Below are 19,058 nucleotides of genomic sequence, written 5' to 3' on the forward strand. Positions count from 1 at the left end.
CCCCGACTCCGCGGTCCGGCCCCCCGCCCGGTCGATCCCCGATCGATGCCCACCGGGGCGGGCGGGGCCGGACCCCGGCCCACCTCGCCAGCCTCCGACCACTCACGCAGGAGGTGTCCGGATGACCCCGGCACTGACCACCTCGGCGGACACCCCCGGTGCCGACGCCGGCGGCGCCACACCCGCCGTCCGGATCTCGCACGTGCACAAGTCCTTCGGCCGCCCGGGCGCGCAGACCCACGTCCTGGACGACATCACCCTCGACGTCGCGCCCGGTGAGTTCGTCACGCTGCTCGGCGCCTCGGGCTGCGGCAAGTCCACCCTGCTCAACCTGGTCGCCGGCCTCGACAAGCCCACCGCGGGCGCCATCGAGGTGCCCGGCGGTCGCCCCGCGCTGATGTTCCAGGAGCACGCGCTGTTCCCCTGGCTCACCGCCGGCCGCAACATCGAACTCGCCCTCAAGCTCGCCGGCGTCCCCCGCCCGGAGCGCCGCGCCGAGGCCGAGCGCCTGCTCGAACTCGTCCGCCTGGGCGGCTCGTACGGCAAGCGCGTGCACGAGCTGTCCGGCGGCATGCGCCAGCGCGTCGCGATGGCCCGCGCGCTCGCCCAGGGCAGCAAGGTGCTGCTGATGGACGAGCCGTTCGCCGCGCTCGACGCCATCACCCGCGACGTGCTGCACGACGAGATCACCCGGATCTGGGCCGAACGGCAGCTGTCCGTCCTGTTCGTCACCCACAACGTGCGCGAGGCCGTGCGGCTCGCCCAGCGCGTCGTCCTGCTCTCCTCGCGCCCCGGCCGGGTCGCCCGCGAGTGGCGGATCGACCTGCCGCAGCCGCGCCGCATCGAGTCCTCCGGCGTCGCCGACCTGTCCATCGAGATCACCGAAGAACTGCGTGGGGAGATCCGTCGCCATGGCCAGCACTGACACCACCCCGGTCCTGGAGTTGCGCAAGGCCGCCACCGACACCGCGGGCGTCGGCGCCGGCCTGGACGCCCTCGACACCGTCTCGGCCCAGCGCGGCTCGCTCGGCGAGGCGCTGCGGAGCAAGGCGCTGCCGCCACTGATCGGCGTCCTCGTGGTGCTCGCCCTGTGGCAGGGCGCGTACAGCCTGCACCTCACCTCCTCCTACAAGCTGCCCAGCCCGACGGACGTGTGGCACTCCGCCCAGGACCTCTGGTACCAGGGCACCCTGTTCTCGATCATCTGGACCAGCGTCTGGCGCGGCCTGTCCGGCTTCCTGCTCGCCGTCGTCATCGGTACCCCGATCGGGCTGGTCGTCGCCCGCGTCCGCCCGGTGCGCACCGCCATCGGACCGGTCCTGCAGGGCCTGCAGTCGCTGCCGTCGGTCGCCTGGGTGCCGGCCGCGGTCATCTGGCTCGGCATCAACGACCAGATGATGTACGCGGTCATCCTGCTCGGCGCCGTCCCCTCCATCGCCAACGGCCTGGTCGCCGGCATCGACCAGGTGCCGCCGCTGTTCCTGCGCGCCGGACGCACCATCGGCGCCACCGGTCTCACCGGCGCCCGGCACGTACTGATCCCCGCCGCGCTGCCCGGCTACCTGGCCGGGCTCAAGCAGGGCTGGGCGTTCTCCTGGCGCTCCCTGATGGCCGCCGAACTGGTCGCCTCCTCCCCCGACCTCGGCCGCGGCCTGGGCCGGTTCCTGGAGGACCAGCGCGAGTTCTCCGACATGTCCGGGGTGCTGCTCGGCATCATCCTCATCCTGTTCGTCGGCATCGCCATCGAGCTGCTGGTCTTCACCCCGGTCGAGCGCCGGGTGCTGCGCAACCGCGGCCTGCTGGCCACCTCCAAGTAGGACCGAGCAAGGACTCCCGCCATGCCCGCACTCCTCCTCATCGCGCACGGCAGCCGCGATCCGCGGCACGCCGCCACGGTCGCCGCGCTCGTCGACGGGGTGCGGGCGCAACGCCCCGGGCTGGAGGTCGCCACCGCGTACCTGGACCACTGCGCGCCGCGCATCCCGCAGGTGGTGGGGCGGCTCGACGACGCGGTGGCCGTCCCGCTGCTGCTCAACCGGGCGTACCACGCCAAGCACGACGTCCCCGCCGCGCTGCGGGCCGCCGGCTCCCGGCTGCCGGTGGCGGACGTGCTCGGCCCCTCCCCGCTGCTGCTCGCCGCGCTGGACCGGCGGCTGGCCGAGGCCGGGCCCGACCTCGCCTCGCCCGCCGTCCGGGCCCGGACCGGCGTCGTGCTCGCGGCGGCCGGCTCCTCCGACCCGGCCGCCGACGCCGCCACCCGCGCGGTGGCCGCCGAGTGGCGCCGCAGCCGGGGCTGGGCGGCCGTCGAGGTGGCCTACGCCTCCGCGGGCGGCCCGCGCGTCCCGGACGCCCTGACCGCCCTGCGCGCCGCCGGCGTCGCCCGTACCGCCGTCTCCCCCTACCTGCTGGCCCCGGGCCTGCTGCCCGACCGCATCGCCGAGGCCTCGACCGGGACGTCCGGGGCCACCGGGGCGGACGTCGTGGCCGGCGTGCTCGGCCCCGCCCCCGAACTCGCCACCCTGCTGCTGGAGCGCTACGACGCCGCGCGCCGGGCCGCACCGACGGCCCCGGCCCTCACCGCCTGAGCCCGGTGCCGGCTCAGGCGTGGTCCAGGACGCTGTGCTCGCCGAGGTCGGCGGCGTGCCGCGCCACGGTCCGGTAGTCCGCGTCGTCGTGGAGAACCGTGAGTCCGTGGTGCGCGGCCGTCGCCGCGATCACGAGGTCCACGGCGGAGGCGCTCCGGTGCTGCCCGGCGAGCGCCATCCGCCGTTGCACCGTGTCGATCCAGCGGCCCGCGCTCTTGGGCACCGAGACATCCGGGTAGAGCTCGGCGAACATCTCGGAGATCTCGTCGTACTCCCGGCCGTCGCGCGCGCTGTAGAGGAACTCGGCCCGCTGCGGATAGCACGACGCGATCGACCCGGCGTCGATCGCGTCGTACCAAGCGGTCTGGAGCTTCGGCTCACGCAGCAGCCGGAACAGTGCGGAGGTGTCGAGGAGGTAGATCACCGAGCGTCCTTCTCGGCCTGGTGCAGCCGCTCGGCGTGCTCGACGGCTCCCCAGTGCCGTGCCCGCTCGAAATGGCGGCCGATGCGGGCCGCGCGCTCCTGCTGATCGGCGTAGAAGCGCAGCGCGAGGTTGACGGCGTCCTTCTTGGTGCGCACTCCGGCCAGGGCCATCGCCCGTTCCAGCGCCTCTTCGTCGATGTCGATCTGTGTCACGGACATTCGGCACCTCCGTCGATCGATGTTGGTGATGTACATACCACTGTACTTCACCAACATCGGGGAGGGTCATGGAGGCGGTGAGATCCGGCGGAGGGTGAAGGTGTCCGCCGGGTGGCCGGTGTCGGAGGCGGCGAGGCCGCCGGATAGCTGGTAGAGGGTGCCGGCCGGGCCCGCCATGACGGCGGTGGGGGTGGGGTCGGCGGTCCGAGCCGCCGGTCCGCCGCCCCGGCGGGGTTCCGGGGCGGCGGACCGGACGGGTCGTCAGACCGGCAGGTTCCACTTCTGGTTGTCGGCGCCGTTGCAGTCCCAGATGCCCAGCTGGTTGCCGTTGGCGGTGGAGAAGCCGAGGTCGTCCAGGCAGCGACCGGACTGCGGGTTGAGCAGCGAGCCGTCGGGACGGGCCTGCCACTGCTGGGAGCCGGTGCCGTTGCAGTCGTAGATCTGGACCTTGGTGGCGTTCCCGGTGCCGCCGCCCGAGACGTCCAGGCACTTGCCGAGGGCGCGGATCGTGCCGTCGACGCCGATCCGCCACTTCTGCGCCCACGAGTTGTTGCAGTCGTAGATCTGGACGGGGGTGCCGTTGCCGACGTTGGCACCCTTCACGTCGACGCACTTGCTCGCGTAGCCCGTGATCTGGCCGGTCGGGCCCGCGGGCGGCACGGCGCCCAGGAGGACGCGCGGGAACATGACGGTGTCGCCGATGCCGCAGGCGGCGGATGCGGTGCCGTCGCCGATCGCCACGCCGCCGAACGCGGGGCGGAAGAACTGCACGGTGTGGTCGGCGTTCCAGTAGGAGCAGTTGGCGGTGACGGACCAGGTCTGCATCGGGTCGAGGCCGGTACAGGTGCCCACGGCGTTCCAGCCCGCGACGTAGGCGGAACAGGCGGGCGCGGCCTGGGCGGAGGTGGCCGGGGCGACCAGGGCGGCGGCCCCGGCGAGCAGGGCGGTGGTCAGCAGTGCGGAGGTGCGGCGCATCGGTACGGTCGTCCTTCCGGTCGGCGAGTGGTGTCGACTCACCCTCCGCGGCTCCGTGGTGACGGTGCGACGGATGTGTGGGCCACGGGAAAGACTCGGGGGCCCGTGGGCGACCGTCAACGGCAGTTCGACGGCAGCTGCCGGGGTGACCGGCGCTGGACTGCGACGTCGTCCGGGGCGGCAGTTTCACCGCGCGGACAGCGGCGTCGCGCCCGCCGGCCCCGCCCCGGAACGCGGAACGGGCCCCGCGGCCTCCCCCTGGTGCGGGGAGGCCGCGGGGCCCGTTCGGCGGGACTCGGACGACCGTCAGTCGAAGGTGCGGCGCTGGCGGCCGGTGCCGTAGTTGGAGCCGGACTTGGCGCCGCTGCCGGGCTTGGCCCGGCCGGAGGAGCGACCGATGAAGCCGGCCGCCTGGGGGCGGTCGCCCTGGGCGGCGGCGCCGAGGCGCTGCTTGGGGCGGGCGCGGCGCGGGTTGCCGTTCATGTCGACGTCGGCGGGCAGCCCGGAGCGCTTGCCGGGGCGGCGGCGCGGGTTGCCGGCCTTGGCCTCGGACTTGGCGGCGGGCGCCTCGGCGGGCACCGGGACGGCGACCGCGACCGCGACGCCGCTGGGGGTGCGGGCGCCGGTGATCTTGGCGAGGTCGGCGTCGCCGGGACGGACCTTGGTGACGGTGGGGCGGATGCCGGCGACCGTCATCAGCCGGTTGACCTCGCGGCGCTGCTCGGGCAGCACGAGGGTGACGACCGTCCCGGACTCGCCGGCCCGGGCGGTGCGGCCGCCGCGGTGCAGGTAGTCCTTGTGGTCGACCGGCGGGTCCACGTTGACGACCAGGTCGAGGCCGTCGATGTGGATGCCGCGGGCGGCGACGTTGGTGGCGATCAGCGCGGTGACGTTTCCGTCCCGGAACTGGTCCAGCACCCGGTTGCGCTGCGGCTGGGACTTGCCGCCGTGCAGGGCCGCGGCCCTGACGCCGTTGGCGAGCAGCTGCTTGGCCAGCCGGTCGGCGCCGTGCTTGGTGTGCACGAACATGATCACCCGCCCGTCGCGGGAGGCGATGTGCGCGGTGGTCGACGCCTTGTCGGCCGGGTCGAGCTGGAGGACGTGGTGGTCCATGGTGGTGACCGCGCCGGCCGACGGGTCGACCGAGTGGGTCACCGGGTCGGTCAGGAAGCGCTTGACCAGGCGGTCGACGTTGCGGTCCAGGGTGGCGGAGAAGAGCATCCGCTGCCCGCCCTCGGCGACCTGCTCCAGCAGCTTGCTGACCTGCGGCAGGAAGCCCATGTCGGCCATCTGGTCGGCCTCGTCGAGGACCGTGACGGTGACGTCGGAGAGGTTGACGTCGCCGCGCCCGATCAGGTCGTCGAGCCGGCCGGGGGTGGCGACCAGGACCTCGGTGCCGCGGCGGACGGCGTTGGACTGCCGGTTGATCGACATGCCGCCGACGACGGTGGTGATCCGCAGGTTGACGGCGGTCGCGTAGGGGGTGAGCGCCTCGGTGACCTGCTGGGCCAGCTCGCGGGTCGGGACCAGGACGAGCGCCAGCGGGTACCGGGCGACGGCGCGGCGGCCGGCGGTACGGGCGAGCAGCGGCAGGCCGAAGGCGAGGGTCTTGCCGGAGCCGGTGCGGCCGCGGCCCAGCACGTCGCGGCCGGCGATCGAGTCCGGCAGGGTGGCGCCCTGGATCGGGAACGGCGCGGTGACGCCTTCGCGGGTGAGCGCGCTGAGGATCGCCTTGGGCAGGTCGAGCTCGGCGAAGGTCTCCGCCGGGGGCCGGGCCGGGGTGCCCTCGACGACGGTGAAGTCGGCGGGCTCGGACACGGCCGCGGCACGGGTGTTCTTGGGGGCGCCGGTGCGGTTGCGCGGCTTGCGCGAACGCTCGGCGTTGCCGGTGGCACGCGGGTTCTCGCCGCGGCGGGCGCGCTCCGGGTTCTCGGCGCGGCCGGCGTTGCCGGTGCGGCGCGGGTTCTCGCCGCGGCGGGTCTGGTCGGTGCTGCGGGCGGCGCGGTCGCGCGGCGGGCGGGCAGGGGTGGTCACGAAATCTCCGTACGTCGGTCGGCAGCCCCGGTCAGGGACTGGTCGGCCGTCGGTGGGAAGATCGCCGCCCCGGCCGTACGGCGGCATGGGCGAGGGCCCGCACCGTGTGGTACGGGCCCCCGCTTCGCGAGATCGCGAGTCAGCGCGGAGGCTGACGTCAGCCGATGACGCGGATGTTCTCGGCCTGCGGGCCCTTCTGGCCCTGGGTGACGTCGAACTCGACCTGCTGGCCCTCGACGAGCTCACGGAAGCCGTTCGCCTGGATGTTCGAGTAGTGGGCGAACACGTCCGGGCCACCCTCGGCCTGCTCGATGAAGCCGAAGCCCTTTTCGCTGTTGAACCACTTCACGGTGCCGGTAGCCATAACCGTCTCCTCTAACTGGGGCATCAGGGATTCACACCGCGTGAACCCCGGAGTAGCCGCGATCCCCATCCGGAGACTGAAACACCGGACAAAACAAATGCGCCTGTTGGTTGGAACCAGCAGGCGCACACATACGTTCATGGGAACCAAAACTGCAACTGAGTCGATCGTAGCATGGCGACACCCCGATTGACCGGGGACTTTTGTGCTCGGCAGATCACGTTTGGCGGCCACGGAAAGGGGGCAAACGGCGCCCCGCCGAAGCGGGGCGCCGCCTGTTGACGCGCCTTTGGTGGCACCGACCGTGTCCGAACGAACCGGTCGGCACCGGCATCCGGACGAACCGGTCAGTACCGGCCGGCCGGCTCCGGCACGCCGTGCGCACCCGCCACCGGCGCCGGGCCGGTGCCGTGACCCTGCCCGTGGCCGTGGCCGTGGCCCGGGGTGCCGCCGTGACCGGGCCACCAGGCGCGGTTGCCGATCAGCGCGGTGAGCGCCGGGGTGAAGAACATCGCCATCACGAAGGCCGCCAGCACGATACCGAAGGCCATCGCGAAGCCGAACTCCATCATGAAGGTGTTGCCCGCGAGCATGAACGTCCCGAACGAGGCCGCCAGGATGAAGCCGGCCGCGGCGACGGTCGGGCCGCCGTGGCGCAGCGCCTCACGGGCTGCCTCGCGCGGGCTGCGGCCCGCGCGGGCCTCCTCGCGCAGGCGGGCGATGATCAGGATGTTGTAGTCGGTCCCGATCGCCACCACGAAGAGGTAGATGAGGATCGGCATCATGAACATCAGGCCGGTCTCGTTGCCGATCTTCTGGAAGAGCAGCGTGGTGGCGCCCAGCGTGGCGCTGAAGCCGAGGCCGACCGAGGCCATCAGGTACCAGGGGGCGACCACGCTGCGCAGCTGGAGCGCGAGGATCAGCAGGATCAGCAGCCCGGCGATCGGGAAGACCAGCTTGTAGTCGTGGGCCATCGCCAGGTTGATGTCCTTGAACACCGAGGTGAGACCGGCGACCTTGGCCTCCGTGCCGGCCGGGGCCTGCCCGTGGGCGACCGTGCGCAGCTCGGTGATCGTGCTGATCGCCTCGTTGCTGGCCGGGGCGTCCTTGAGCATGACGGTGAACTGGGCGGTCTCGCCGTCGGCGCTGATGCTCTTGGCGTCGGCGCTCGGCAGGAAGACCTTGGACACCCCGCCGACCTGCTGGAGCTTGTCGGCGTAGGCCGGGAAGGAGGCCGGGTCGAGCTTCTTGCCGTCGGTGGAGCTCAGGTAGACCTGGCTCGGGTCGGCGGCGCCGGCGGAGAAGCCGGTGGCCATCTTGTCCTGGACGACCATCGACTCCTTGTCCTTGGGCATCGAGCTGCCGGCCATGTCGAAGAGGCCGTTGTAGCTCAGCGCGCCCACGGACAGGGCGACCAGCACACCGCCGGAGACGGCGGCGGCCAGCGCCGGGCGCTTCTGGACGACCCGGCCGAGCGCGGCGAACCGGGCATCGCTCGGCTCGTTCATCCACTTCTTGCCGGGCCAGAAGACGGCGCGGGCCGGGATGACGGCGAGCAGCGCCGGGGCCAGGGTGAGCGAGGCCAGGGCGGTGACGACCACCGCGATGGCCAGGGCCGGGCCGAGGGCCTGGAACATGCCGAGGCTGGAGAGGATCAGCGCGGCGAAGGCGATGGTGACGGCGCCGGCCGCGGAGGCGATCGCCTCGCCGACCCGGCCGACCGCGTTGGCCACGGCGTCCTTGCGGTCGTCGCCGGCCCGCAGCCGCTCGCGGTAGCGGAAGGCGAGGAAGAGGAAGTAGTCGGTGCCGACGCCGAGCACGACGACGATCAGGATCGCCATCAGGATCGGCGTGCTCTTGAGGTCGAACGCCTTGGTGGCGTAGTTGATCAGGCCCATGGAGGCGGGCAGCGCGATCATCAGCGAGACCAGGATCGGCAGCAGGCCGGCCAGGATGCTGCGGAAGATGATGCCGACGATCACGATGACCAACAGGAGCGTGGCCATGGTGATGATGCCCTCGGCCGAGCCGGAGGCGTCCTTCTGGTCGAGCGCCTGCGCGGCGGGGCCGCCGAGCTGGAACTTCAGGTCGGTGCCGGCGGCCAGCGCCTTGCCGTCGTCGCGAATGGCCTTGGCCACGTCCGCCGTCTGGTTCTGGTCCTGCTGCTTCGACTTGTCGATGGCTATCAGGGCCATCGCGTACTTGTGGTCGGGCGAGGTGGACTGCTTGTCCGGCGGGAGGATCGTCTCGACGCCGTCGATCTTCTTCGCCGTCAGGTCGTGGACCAGCTTGACCATCGCGGTCTGGTCGGCGTCGGTCAGCGCGGCGCCGTCGTTGCGCTCGAAGAGCGCGAGCGCGGACGGGGTGAAGGCGGCGGGGAAGGCCCGCTCCTGCACCTGCGCGGCCTGGATGGACTCGTAGTGCTTGGGCAGGAACGAGGCCTCGTCAGCCTGCGAGCTGACCTTCGGCGCGGTCATGATGATGGCGATCATCCCGATCACCCACGCGATGATCACCCACCACGCGCGGCGAACGACGAATTGTCCTAGTCGGTGGAACATGCTCGATGCCTCCTGGGCATGGTTCACCGCAGCCCTTGGGGGACGGGACGCCGGGCGACGGCAGGACCGACCGGGAGACGCACGGCGGCGCTCCCTAGCCGGTCGGCAGGTAAGTAGGTCTGGGCGTCATCCTACGAGTACTTGCTTGCCGCCCGGCAAGGAGCCCCCGTGTTCCAACCCCCGTCGGGCCGCCCCGAAGCGGCCCCGTCCCAGTCTCACCCGGGCGCACCCTCCGTGACCTCGTGCTCCGGGTGGAGACAGCTCCCCCTCAGGGTGGATCCCACCCCCTACCCCCTGGGAGGAGATGTCAGGGTGGGAGGGTAGGGAAAACCCCACCCCCGCACCCCCGTGCGTCATGATGATCACCGTCCGGAGGCCTCCGGATGAACGCCGGCACAACGGAGCACCGTCATGATCCCCTTCGACGAAGGCCGCGCCCGGCTGCTGCTCGCCCACGCCTGCGAGTCCGCCGGCCTGCCCGGCCCCGGCGACGCCCGGCTGCTCGCACTCGGCGAGAACGCCGTCTTCGACCTCGGCGACCCGGCCGTGGTCGCCAAGGTCGGCCGCGGCCCCGAGCTGTACGAGCGGGCTCAGCGCGAACTCGCCGTCGCCCACTGGCTCGCCACCCAGGGCGTCCCGGTGGTCCGGCCGTACGACGCGGTGGCGCCCGAGCCCCAGCTCGCGCACGGGCACCCGGTCACCTTCTGGCACCGGCTCGCCCCCGCCGTCCGCCCCGCCCGCCCCGCCGACCTCGCCCCGCTGCTGCGCGCCCTGCACCGGCTGCCGCTGCCGCCGTTCCCGCTCGCCCACCGCGACCTGCTGGCCCCGGTCGAACGCTGGCTGGCCTCCGCCGAGGGGCACGTCGACCCGGCGGACGTCGCCTTCCTGCGCCACCGCCGGGACGGCTTCGCCGCCGCGCTGCCCGACCTCGCCCCGCACCTGCACCCCGGGGTGATCCACGGCGACGCGCTGCCCCGCAACGTCCACGTCGGCCCGGACGGGCCCGTCCTGCTCGACCTGGAGAACGTCTCGCACGACCTGCGCGAGCACGACCTGGTGGTCCTCGCGCTCAGCCACGACCGGTACGGCGTGCCCGGCGAGGAGTACCGGGCGTTCGTCGAGGCGTACGGCTGGGACGTGCGGGACTGGTCCGGCTTCGCGGTGCTGCGCGGGGCCCGGGAGACCGCCAGCGCCTCCTGGGTGGCCCAGCAGGCACCGGGTAACCCGGCCGCGCTGGCGGAGTTCCGGCGCCGGGTCGCCTCGCTGCGGGAGGGCGCCACCGAGGTGCGCTGGTACCCCTTCTGAGGCGTCCGGTCACCCGTCGGGCGCAGGCCTCGGGAGACCCGGCGGGCGGAGGTGTCCGGATACCCGGCGGGCGGAGGTGTCCGGATACCCGGCGGGCCGTGGGGACGCCAACTCGGGCGCCTGTGAGAAGACTCCTACGGCGATCCGGTCCGGTCCGCAACCGGGGTACGTACGATCGGCGTCCTATCGGACGGTCATCCTGACCGAGGGATTGGCACCCGTCCGCTGCACCCCCCTGCACCACAGGAGCCGCCGCCATGCCCCAGCCCGCCACCCGCCGGCCCTCCCTCCCGACCCCCACTCCCCGCGCCGCCCGTCGCCGGCTGATCGTGGGCTGTGTCGCGGTGGCCGCCGCCCTGGGCCTGGCCGCGTGCGGCACCGCCAGCGGAGCCCTCCAGTCGCAGAACAGCCCGAGTGGCCAGCCCCCGATCACCATCACGCCGGCCACCGACCAGCCGACCGGCAGCGCGGTCGCCACCGTTGTGCCCACCCCCGACTCCGACGGCGCCTCCGCCTCCGCCTCCGCCGCCCCGCCGGCCGTCCCGAAGCCGCGCACGCCCAAGGCGCCGACCGGGACGGCCACCGCGACCACGGGCGTCCCCGCGACGCCGGCCGGCAGCACGACCCACCCGGCCGCCCCGGCCACCCCCACCGCGCAGCCCGCGCCACCTGCACCGCCCGCGCCGCCCACCCCCGTCAAGCCGGGCACCGTGATCGGCTCCACCGCCTCCGGCGGCCGCACCGTGGCGCTCACCTTCGACGACGGCCCCGGCCCCGCCACCGGCCAGATCCTCGACCTGCTGGCGCAGTACAAGGTCAAGGCCACCTTCTGCGAGATCGGCCAGAACGCCGCCGCCAACCCGGCCCTGGTCAAGCGCGTCCTCGCGGCCGGCCACCGGCTCTGCGACCACAGCGTCCACCACCCGCAGCCGTTCGCGAAGCTCCCGCACGACCAGGCGGCCTACGAGATCTCCGCCGCCAAGGACATGATCGTCCAGGCCGGCGGCCCCGGCACCCGGGTCACCTGGTTCCGCGCGCCCGGCGGCGGCTTCAACGCCGACAACGAGCAGATCACCGCGAGCCTCGGCATGTCCTCGCTCGCCTGGTCCGTCGACCCGCGCGACTGGTCCCGCCCCGGCGTGCCCGCCATCGTCTCCACCGTCCAGAAGCAGCTCAAGCCCGGCGGCGTGATCCTGATGCACGACGGCGGCGGCGACCGCAGCCAGACCGTGGCCGCGCTCAAGGAGCTGCTGCCCTGGCTGGTCGCGCAGGGCTACACCTTCGACTTCCCCGCCGCGTAGACCGGCCGGCGGTCCGCCGCGCGCGGGCCGGCCCCTGGGGTGCGGCCGACCATTCGCGTCGGATCGGCGCGCGGTGCCCGGGTGCGTGCATCGCGAGGCGGGGAATGGGGGCACCTCCCGGCCGAAGGCTGGGGGAGAGTCCATGCGGTGGGGGCACCTCCCGGCCGAAGGCCGGGGGCCATCGGCGGCCGACGACAGCGCGGCAAGGTGCGGGCCCGGGCACCGCACGCCCGGCGGGAGCAGCCAGCACCCCCGGCACGCCGTCAGCCGAGGTGGCGCCGGTGGACCTGCCGGGAGCCGCCCTCCGGGCCTGCGGGGGCGGCTTCGGCCGGGACGAAGCCGGGCTCGGCCACCATCGGGCCGAACCGGTGCTCGACCTCGGCGGCGAGCGCGAGGAAGCCGGGCAGGTCGGCGGGCCGGGCGAGTCGTACCGTCACCCCGGCAGTCTGCCGGCGCGGCTACCTCATCGGCCAGCGCGGGTCGACCACGGCCTGCGGGTCCTTGCCGCGGCGCAGCCACTCCTGCAGGCCTTCGGCCCACTCCCGGTACCAGCCGATCTGACGCTGGTGCAGCTCGGTCGGCGCGACGTCGCCGACCTCGGCCCGGTAGCGCTCGGCGAGGGCGACGGCGACGCGGACGGCGGCCAGCGCGTCGCTGCCGGCCTCGTGCGCGTCCGTCAGCTCGACGCCGTACACCTCGCAGACCCGCTGCAGGGTGCGCGAGCCCTTGCGGTACCGGTCGACCGCCCGGTCGACGACCAGCGCGTCCAGCACCGGCCCGACCGGCCCGCCGAGGCGCTCGGCCAGCGGCGCCAGCCCGTACCGGCGCAGCTCGGCGTCGAGCAGCGACAGGTCGAAGGGCGCGTTGAAGGCGACCACCGGGCGCCCGGCGGCGAGCCGCTCGCAGAGCGCGACGGCTATCTCCTCCACCGCCTCCTTGGCCGGCCGGCCCTTGCCGCGGGCCACGCCGTCGCCGATGCCGTGGATCGCCTCCGCCTCGGCCGGGATCGGCACTCCGGGGTCGAGCAGCCAGTGGACGGCGCCCACCCGGCCGGCCCCGACGGTGTCCACGAGCGCGGCCGTGACGATGCGGTCCACGGCCGGGTCGGTGCCCGTGGTCTCCAGGTCGAAGCCGACCAGTGGCTGCTGCCACCAGCTCATAAGGGTGTGTCCTTCCGTCCTGCTGCTCGAAACAGCCCCTATCATCACCCGCCCCACCGACAACCCGGCCGCTGGGTCGGTCGGCGGCGGGGTCGGCGGGGACCGGGCCCACCCCCGCAGGCGCGGGCCCGGCGGGGGCGGGTGGCCCGAACGCCGGGTGGCGGCAGGCCGGTTGGGCGGTGGACGGGAGGGCGACTGGGCGGTGGACGGGAGGGCGACGGGTCGCGCCGGTGGCGCGCAGCGGGGCGTCAGGCGGCCGTGAGGAGGGTGCGGCCGAGCCAGTCGGTGGCGTCGCGGACGCCGGGCAGGACGTAGAAGTAGCCGCCGCCGGTGGGGCGGAGGTGGCGGGCGAGGGGTTCGGTGTCGAGGCGGATCTGGACAGCCTCGAACTGGCGGGCCACGTCCTGCTGGTAGCAGCAGAAGGCGAGGCCGAGCTCGGGTTCGCCGTCGGGGTCGAGGCCGCGGTCGTAGTTGAAGGCGCGGCGCAGGATGCGGCTGTCGCGGGCGCCGTCGGTGCGGGGGTTGGCGAGGCGGATGTGGGAGTCGAGGGGGATGACGGCCCCGGCGGGGTCGTTGCGGTAGTCGGGGGTGTCGGTCTCGTCGGCGGCGCCGAGCGGGGCGCCGTCGCTCTTGCGTCGGCCGATCATGCGTTCCTGCTGCTGGAGCGGCACCTCGTCCCAGCCGGCGACGAGGATGCGGATGGCGCGGATGACCTGGTAGCTGCCGCCCGCGGCCCAGCGCGGCTCGTCGCCGCCGTCGCCGACCCAGACGAGGGTGTCCGTGTCCCGGGCGTTCCCGGTGTCGGGGTTCTCGATGCCGTCCTTGAAGCCGAGCAGGTTGCGGGCGGCGCCGGTGGGGCGGGAGCGGTTCTGGAAGCCGTCGAGCTGCCAGCGGGGCCGGACCAGGCCGTGGGTGCTGCGCAGCAGGTCCCGGATGGTGTGCTGGACGGTGTCGCGGCTCTCGGCGCAGATCTGGAGCGAGAGGTCGCCGTGGCATTCGGCGGGGCGCAGCGCGTCGACGGGGAAGGGGCGCATGGCGGTGAGCCGGCGGGGGCGCAGGGCGCCGAGGCCGTAGCGGGTGTCGAAGAGGGAGGCGCCGACGGCGACGGTGACGGTGAGCTCGTCGGCGGGCAGGACGGGGCCGAGGGTGCCGCTGTCGGCGGGGGCGGCGTCGGGGCCGGGGTCGGGCGGGGTGCCGCCGGCGGTGAGGAAGCGGATGCGGTCGGTGAGGGTGCGCAGGAGGGTTTCGAGGTCCTTGTGGTCGCGGGCCTTGACGTCGAGGGCGAGGAAGGTGCCGTAGCCGGGGGGCGGGTTGGTGATGCCGGCCTGGTGGACGCCGTGGAAGGCGGTCCGCCCGGCGGCGGCGCGGGGCGCGGCGTGGGCGGGGCGGGCGCCGGTGAGGGCGAGGGCCCCGGCGGTGGAGGCGCCGAGGGCGGTGCGCAGGAGGCCGCGCCGGGTGGCGTGGGGGTGCTCGGAGCCGGTGGGGTACGGGCTGTCGATCATGGACCGGACGCTAACAAGCGGGCCGGGCCCCGGCGCGCGCTCGCACCGGGTCTGACGTCCTATCGGCTGACTACCGGTCGGTTACCAGCCGTCCGGCCTATCGTCACACCGGTCCGGTTCAGGCGGCGGGTTCGCGGACCAGGTAGACGTCGATCGGGTCCTCGTGGTCGAGGACGAAGCCGTGGCGTTCGTACAGGCGGCGGGCGGGGCTGCCCTGGAGGACGTCGAGCCGGACGGGTTCGCCGGCGGCGTCGGCCTGGGCGAGGAGGTGGCGCAGGACGGAGGTGCCGAGGCCGCGGCCCTGGTGGGCGGGGGCGAGGTAGAAGTGCTCGATCCAGCGGCCGCCCTGGTCGGCGGGGCGGACGGTGACGGAGCCGGCGAAGGCGCCGTCGACGAGGATGACCGAGCTGTGCCGGCTGGAGAAGCCGTCCCGCAGGCGCCGGCGGACCCGGTCGTCGTCGTAGCGGCCGAGGCGTTCGAGGTCGGCGCGCAGGACGACGGCCTTGAGTTCGGCGACGGGTTCGACGTCGGCGGGGGTGGCGGGGCGCAGGGTCCACTGGGGAAGGCTGTTCACGGCCCGCAGTGTGGCAGCGGGCGCACCCGTGCGACCAGCGGTTTTCCCGGCATGCGGACGCTCGGGAGACCTGCGCTCGCTCGGGAGACCTGTGCTCGCGCGGGAGACCGGCGCCGGGGAGACCGGCGCCCGGGGAGCCGGCAGCGCGGACACCGGCGCTCAGGGCGGCGGCGCTCAGGACACCGGCCGGGAGTCGCCCCAGGCGCCCTCGAACTCCTCCCGGTAGACCTCCAGCAGCCCGGCCTCGGTGCCGCCGGGCTGCTGGCCGGCGCCGCCGCGCAGGACCAGCGCGGGGGACTCCATGCCGCGGGCCCGGCGCAGGTAGGGCTGGATGACGCCGAGGTCGCGGGTCTGCCGGCGGCCGCCGACCTGGCCGGTCGGGCGCGGGCCCTCGACCAGGTAGGCGGTGAAGCGCGGGGTCTCGTCGAAGACGCGGATCTCGAAGCCGCCCTGATCGCGCAGCCGGGCCCGCACCCGGCGCACGTGCATGATGTTCATCTCGATGGAGCGGGACAACTCGCCCCGCCCGAGGCCCAGTTCGCGTTCGCGGCGGCGGACGGCACTGCTCGCCGGGTTGAGGAAGAGCAGCCGGACCCGGCAGCCGTCGCCGGCGAGGCGGACGAGCCGCTTGCCGGTGTAGTTCTGGCAGAGCATGCCGAGGCCGATGCCGAGCGCGTCCAGCCGGCGGGCGCCCTCCAGGAGGTCCTCGACGGGCAGGTCGCGCTGGAGGCGGACGCGGTCGGCGTGCACGGCGACGACGTCCGCGTACCGGCCGGCCACCAGGGACTCGACGACGTCGGCGGGCACTCCCCCGGCGCCGCCGTCGAGGACGGCGAGCAGGCGGGCGGCGGCCCGCTCGGTCTGGGCGAGGACGGTCTGGGTGAGCACCCGGTTGCGGGAGACCACGTGCCGGGCCACCTCCAGCTCGTCCAGGGCGAGTTCGATCTCGCGCCGGTCGGCCAGGTAGGGCTCGAAGCAGGGCCAGTGCTGGACCATCAGCTCGCGCAGCTGGGGCAGGGTGAGGAAGACCAGCGGGTCGTCGTCGGCCGGGTCGAGCAGGTAGCCCTTGCGGCGGCTGACCTCGCGGACGGCGCCGGCCCGGTGGGCCCACTCCTCGCCGGCGGGGCCGGCGGCTGCGGTGACCCAGTCCTCGCCGTGGGCGGGCGCGTAGATGGGGTGCAGCACCTCGTCGACGAGGGAGCGCAGCCGCTGCTCGACGAGGTTGAGCCAGACGTAGGCGCGGCCGGACAGCCGCACCCGCTGGTAGGCGTCCTCCCACTCGGCGGCGGACCAGGCCAGGGCGGGGATCTCGACCGGGCCGCCCTGCGCGGGCACCAGGGCGCGGCCGGTCATGGTGGGGCGCATGACGACCGTGGGCGCCTCGCTGCGGGCGCCGCCCCGGTCGGGGCCGTCGGACCCCGAGCCGCGGCCGCCGGCGGGGAACACCATGCGCCACCTCACCTGGTTGCTGCTGACTTGCGCCCCCGCCCGGCTGATGGAGCGCCACCAGCCCGGGGCGGCCGGACGATCAAGGGTACTGCCCGCCGCGAGCCGTGCGCAGCCGGATGGCCCACGGGGCCCGGGCCCACCACTGGCCCCACCCTTCACAGGCTCCGCCCGGCACCGGTCCCGCCGGTCACGGGCTCCCGCCCGTCACCGGCCCCGCTTATCAGAGGAATGCCCACTGGACACCCGTTCGGGCGAACCGGGATCACATGTCCCGGCCGCCGGGGGAAGGCTCGGGGAGTATGCGGACTGTGCCGTGCGTCACGGCGCGCGAGCGCCGCACATGCCCGGCCGCCCGGCCGGGAAGAGAGCGTCCGGGTCCGGGCAGGTTGTCGGACTACATGTCAGTTTCCGTTGAGTGCAAGGAAGTTGAGGACTCATGCAGGTCTGGCCCGGTAAGCCCTATCCCCTCGGCGCCACCTACGACGGGGTCGGCACCAACTTCGCGGTGTTCTCCGAGAGCGCCGACCGGATCGAGCTGTGCCTGATCGACGAGGACGGCTCGGAGACGGCCGTCGAACTGCGCGAGACGGACGCCTTCGTCCGGCACGCCTACCTCCCGGGCGTCCAGCCCGGCCAGCGCTACGGCTTCCGCGTCCACGGCCCGTACAATCCCGGCCTCGGCCAGCGCCACAACAGCGCCAAGCTGCTGCTGGACCCGTACGCCAAGGCGATGAGCGGGCACATCGACTGGGACGAGGCGGTCTACGGCTACCACTTCGGCGCCCCCGAGCGCCGCAACGACCTCGACTCCGCCCCGCACACCATGCACTCGGTGGTGATCAACCCGTACTTCGACTGGGGCACCGACCACCCGCCGCGCACCGACTACCACCGCACCGTCATCTACGAGGCCCACGTCAAGGGCCTCACCCGGCTGCACCCGGGCATCCCCGAGGAGATCCGCGGAACGTACGCGGGCCTGGCCCACCCGGCGGTGATCGAGCACCTGGCCAAGCTCGGTGTCACCGCGATCGAGCTGATGCCGGTGCACCAGTTCGTCCGTGACCACCGGCTGCGCGACCTGGGCCTGGCCAACTACTGGGGCTACAACACCATCGGCTTCTTCGCCCCGCACTCCTCCTTCTCCTCCACCGGCGACCGGGGCCAGCAGGTGCAGGAGTTCAAGTCGATGGTCAAGGCGCTGCACGCGGCCGGGATCGAGGTGATCCTGGACGTCGTCTACAACCACACCGCCGAGGGCAACCACCTCGGGCCGACGCTGTCGCTGCGCGGCCTGGACAACGTCTCCTACTACCGCCTCGCCCAGGACCAGCGCTTCTACGAGGACACCACCGGCACCGGCAACAGCCTGCTGATGCGCAGCCCGCACGTGCTCCAGCTGATCATGGACTCGCTGCGCTACTGGGTCACCGAGATGCACGTCGACGGCTTCCGCTTCGACCTCGCCGCCACCCTGGCCCGCCAGTTCCACGAGGTCGACCGGCTCTCCTCCTTCTTCGACCTCGTCCAGCAGGACCCGGTGGTCTCCCAGGCGAAGCTGATCGCCGAACCCTGGGACCTCGGCGAGGGCGGCTACCAGGTCGGCAACTTCCCGCCGCTGTGGACGGAGTGGAACGGCATGTACCGGGACACCGTGCGCGACCTGTGGCGCGGCGAGGCCGCCGCCCTCGCCGAGTTCGGCTCCCGGCTCACCGGCTCCTCCGACCTCTACCAGGACGACGGCCGCCGCCCCATCGCCTCCATCAACTTCGTCACCTGCCACGACGGTTTCACCCTGCGCGACCTGGTCTCCTACAACGAGAAGCACAACCAGGCCAACGGCGAGGACAACCGCGACGGCGAGTCCTTCAACCGCTCCTGGAACTGCGGCACCGAGGGCCCGAGCACCGATCCGGCCGTCGAGGAGCTCAGAGCCCGCCAGCAGCGCAACTTCATCGCCACCCTGATGCTCTCCCAGGGCGTGCCGATGATCTCCCACGGCGACGAACTCGGCCGCACCCAGCACGGCAACAACAACACCTACTGCCAGGACAACGAGCTCACCTGGGTGCACTGGCCCGAGGGCGACGGACCGCAGGCGCGGCTGCTGGAGTTCACCCAGGGGATGATCTGGCTGCGCCGCGACCACCCGGTGTTCCGGCGGCGGCGCTTCTTCCACGGGCGGCCGGTCTCCGGGCGGCACGGGGCGGGGGCACCGGCCGCCGGCGGCTACGACGACCTCACCGACATCGCCTGGTTCACGCCCGGCGGGGAGGAGATGACCAAGCGCAACTGGGGCGCCAGCTACGCCAAGTCGCTGACCGTCTTCCTCAACGGCTACGCCATCTCCGAGCCGGACCGGCGCGGCGGGCGGATCGTCGACGACTCCTTCCTGCTGATGTTCAACGCGCACTTCGAGCCGCTGGAGTTCACCGTGCCCGCCGACCACGGGCAGGAGTGGCAGGTCGTGGTCGACACCGCGCAGCCCCGGCTGCCCGCCCCGGGCGCGGGCACCCGGGTCAAGGCCGGGGACGCGCTGTGGCTCACCGACCGCTCGCTGATGGTGCTCCAGCGGCCTGCCTGAACGGACGTGCGGTCACCTGTTC

At 73.7% G+C, this 19,058-nt stretch carries 17 protein-coding genes; 6 read left to right on the forward strand and 11 right to left on the reverse strand.

What is annotated here, in order from left to right; all coding sequences use genetic code 11:
- The first annotated feature begins 121 nt into the window (after positions 1-121).
- From ACIOJE_RS20270 to ACIOJE_RS20280, 3 genes are read left to right on the forward strand one after another with little or no spacing between them, the layout of a single operon-like run.
- Positions 122-925 carry an ABC transporter ATP-binding protein gene (locus ACIOJE_RS20270; RefSeq protein WP_400777687.1) on the forward strand — a complete coding sequence of 268 codons (804 nt, stop codon included), beginning with the start codon at positions 122-124 and terminating at the stop codon, positions 923-925.
- Positions 912-1,817 (forward strand): ABC transporter permease, encoded by a 906-nt coding sequence (locus ACIOJE_RS20275; RefSeq protein WP_280674292.1) that lies wholly within the window; start codon positions 912-914, stop codon positions 1,815-1,817. Before ACIOJE_RS20270 ends, ACIOJE_RS20275 begins: the two co-directional genes overlap by 14 nt.
- A gap of 21 nt (positions 1,818-1,838) precedes the next feature.
- The gene (locus ACIOJE_RS20280; protein ID WP_400777690.1) at positions 1,839-2,585 is read left to right on the forward strand and encodes a sirohydrochlorin chelatase; all 747 of its coding nucleotides are present in this window, start codon (positions 1,839-1,841) and stop codon (positions 2,583-2,585) included.
- A gap of 13 nt (positions 2,586-2,598) precedes the next feature.
- Here ACIOJE_RS20280 and ACIOJE_RS20285 read toward each other — a convergent pair whose 3' ends face one another.
- The 6 genes from ACIOJE_RS20285 to ACIOJE_RS20310 form a co-directional block, all read right to left on the reverse strand.
- A complete protein-coding gene (locus tag ACIOJE_RS20285) occupies positions 2,599-3,009 on the reverse strand; it encodes a PIN domain-containing protein (protein ID WP_280674294.1) in 411 nt (136 codons plus the stop codon).
- Complete coding sequence (locus ACIOJE_RS20290) at positions 3,006-3,227, reverse strand: type II toxin-antitoxin system VapB family antitoxin (RefSeq protein WP_280674295.1); 222 nt, start codon at positions 3,225-3,227, stop codon at positions 3,006-3,008. The genes ACIOJE_RS20285 and ACIOJE_RS20290 overlap by 4 nt, the downstream gene beginning before the upstream one ends.
- A 261-nt stretch (positions 3,228-3,488) precedes the next feature.
- On the reverse strand, positions 3,489-4,202 hold the full coding sequence (locus tag ACIOJE_RS20295) for a ricin-type beta-trefoil lectin domain protein (protein ID WP_280674296.1): 714 nt from the start codon (positions 4,200-4,202) through the stop codon (positions 3,489-3,491).
- Between the two features lie 306 nt (positions 4,203-4,508).
- Positions 4,509-6,236, reverse strand: coding sequence for a DEAD/DEAH box helicase (locus tag ACIOJE_RS20300; RefSeq protein WP_400777693.1), 1,728 nt, complete (start codon positions 6,234-6,236; stop codon positions 4,509-4,511).
- Between the two features lie 157 nt (positions 6,237-6,393).
- The gene (locus ACIOJE_RS20305) at positions 6,394-6,600 is read right to left on the reverse strand and encodes a cold-shock protein (protein ID WP_280674297.1); all 207 of its coding nucleotides are present in this window, start codon (positions 6,598-6,600) and stop codon (positions 6,394-6,396) included.
- Positions 6,601-6,947: 347 nt separating this feature from the next.
- Positions 6,948-9,161: an MMPL family transporter gene (locus ACIOJE_RS20310; protein ID WP_400777695.1), complete on the reverse strand. Its 2,214-nt coding sequence runs from the start codon at positions 9,159-9,161 to the stop codon at positions 6,948-6,950.
- A 411-nt stretch (positions 9,162-9,572) separates the two neighbouring features.
- On the opposite strand from ACIOJE_RS20310, the gene ACIOJE_RS20315 reads away from it, so the two are divergent.
- Complete coding sequence (locus ACIOJE_RS20315) at positions 9,573-10,466, forward strand: phosphotransferase enzyme family protein (protein ID WP_400777697.1); 894 nt, start codon at positions 9,573-9,575, stop codon at positions 10,464-10,466.
- A gap of 257 nt (positions 10,467-10,723) precedes the next feature.
- Positions 10,724-11,767 (forward strand): polysaccharide deacetylase family protein, encoded by a 1,044-nt coding sequence (locus tag ACIOJE_RS20320; RefSeq protein WP_400777699.1) that lies wholly within the window; start codon positions 10,724-10,726, stop codon positions 11,765-11,767.
- A 263-nt stretch (positions 11,768-12,030) separates the two neighbouring features.
- Here ACIOJE_RS20320 and ACIOJE_RS20325 read toward each other — a convergent pair whose 3' ends face one another.
- The 5 genes from ACIOJE_RS20325 to ACIOJE_RS20345 all read right to left on the reverse strand — a co-directional run bounded on the left by ACIOJE_RS20325 (position 12,031) and on the right by ACIOJE_RS20345 (position 16,452).
- The gene (locus tag ACIOJE_RS20325; protein WP_400777701.1) at positions 12,031-12,204 is read right to left on the reverse strand and encodes a hypothetical protein; all 174 of its coding nucleotides are present in this window, start codon (positions 12,202-12,204) and stop codon (positions 12,031-12,033) included.
- 21 nt (positions 12,205-12,225) lie between these two features.
- Complete coding sequence (locus tag ACIOJE_RS20330) at positions 12,226-12,927, reverse strand: exonuclease domain-containing protein (RefSeq protein WP_280674301.1); 702 nt, start codon at positions 12,925-12,927, stop codon at positions 12,226-12,228.
- A gap of 248 nt (positions 12,928-13,175) precedes the next feature.
- Complete coding sequence (locus ACIOJE_RS20335; RefSeq protein ID WP_400777704.1) at positions 13,176-14,429, reverse strand: Dyp-type peroxidase; 1,254 nt, start codon at positions 14,427-14,429, stop codon at positions 13,176-13,178.
- Between the two features lie 118 nt (positions 14,430-14,547).
- Positions 14,548-15,003 carry a GNAT family N-acetyltransferase gene (locus ACIOJE_RS20340; RefSeq protein WP_400777706.1) on the reverse strand — a complete coding sequence of 152 codons (456 nt, stop codon included), beginning with the start codon at positions 15,001-15,003 and terminating at the stop codon, positions 14,548-14,550.
- A gap of 174 nt (positions 15,004-15,177) precedes the next feature.
- Positions 15,178-16,452: an SAV2148 family HEPN domain-containing protein gene (locus tag ACIOJE_RS20345; protein WP_400662863.1), complete on the reverse strand. Its 1,275-nt coding sequence runs from the start codon at positions 16,450-16,452 to the stop codon at positions 15,178-15,180.
- 436 nt (positions 16,453-16,888) lie between these two features.
- On the opposite strand from ACIOJE_RS20345, the gene glgX reads away from it, so the two are divergent.
- The gene (gene glgX, locus ACIOJE_RS20350; protein ID WP_280674304.1) at positions 16,889-19,036 is read left to right on the forward strand and encodes a glycogen debranching protein GlgX; all 2,148 of its coding nucleotides are present in this window, start codon (positions 16,889-16,891) and stop codon (positions 19,034-19,036) included.
- Positions 19,037-19,058 lie beyond the last annotated feature (22 nt).

Origin of the sequence: Kitasatospora sp. NPDC087861 (assembly GCF_044742585.1) — a bacterium.
Taxonomy (GTDB): domain Bacteria; phylum Actinomycetota; class Actinomycetes; order Streptomycetales; family Streptomycetaceae; genus Kitasatospora.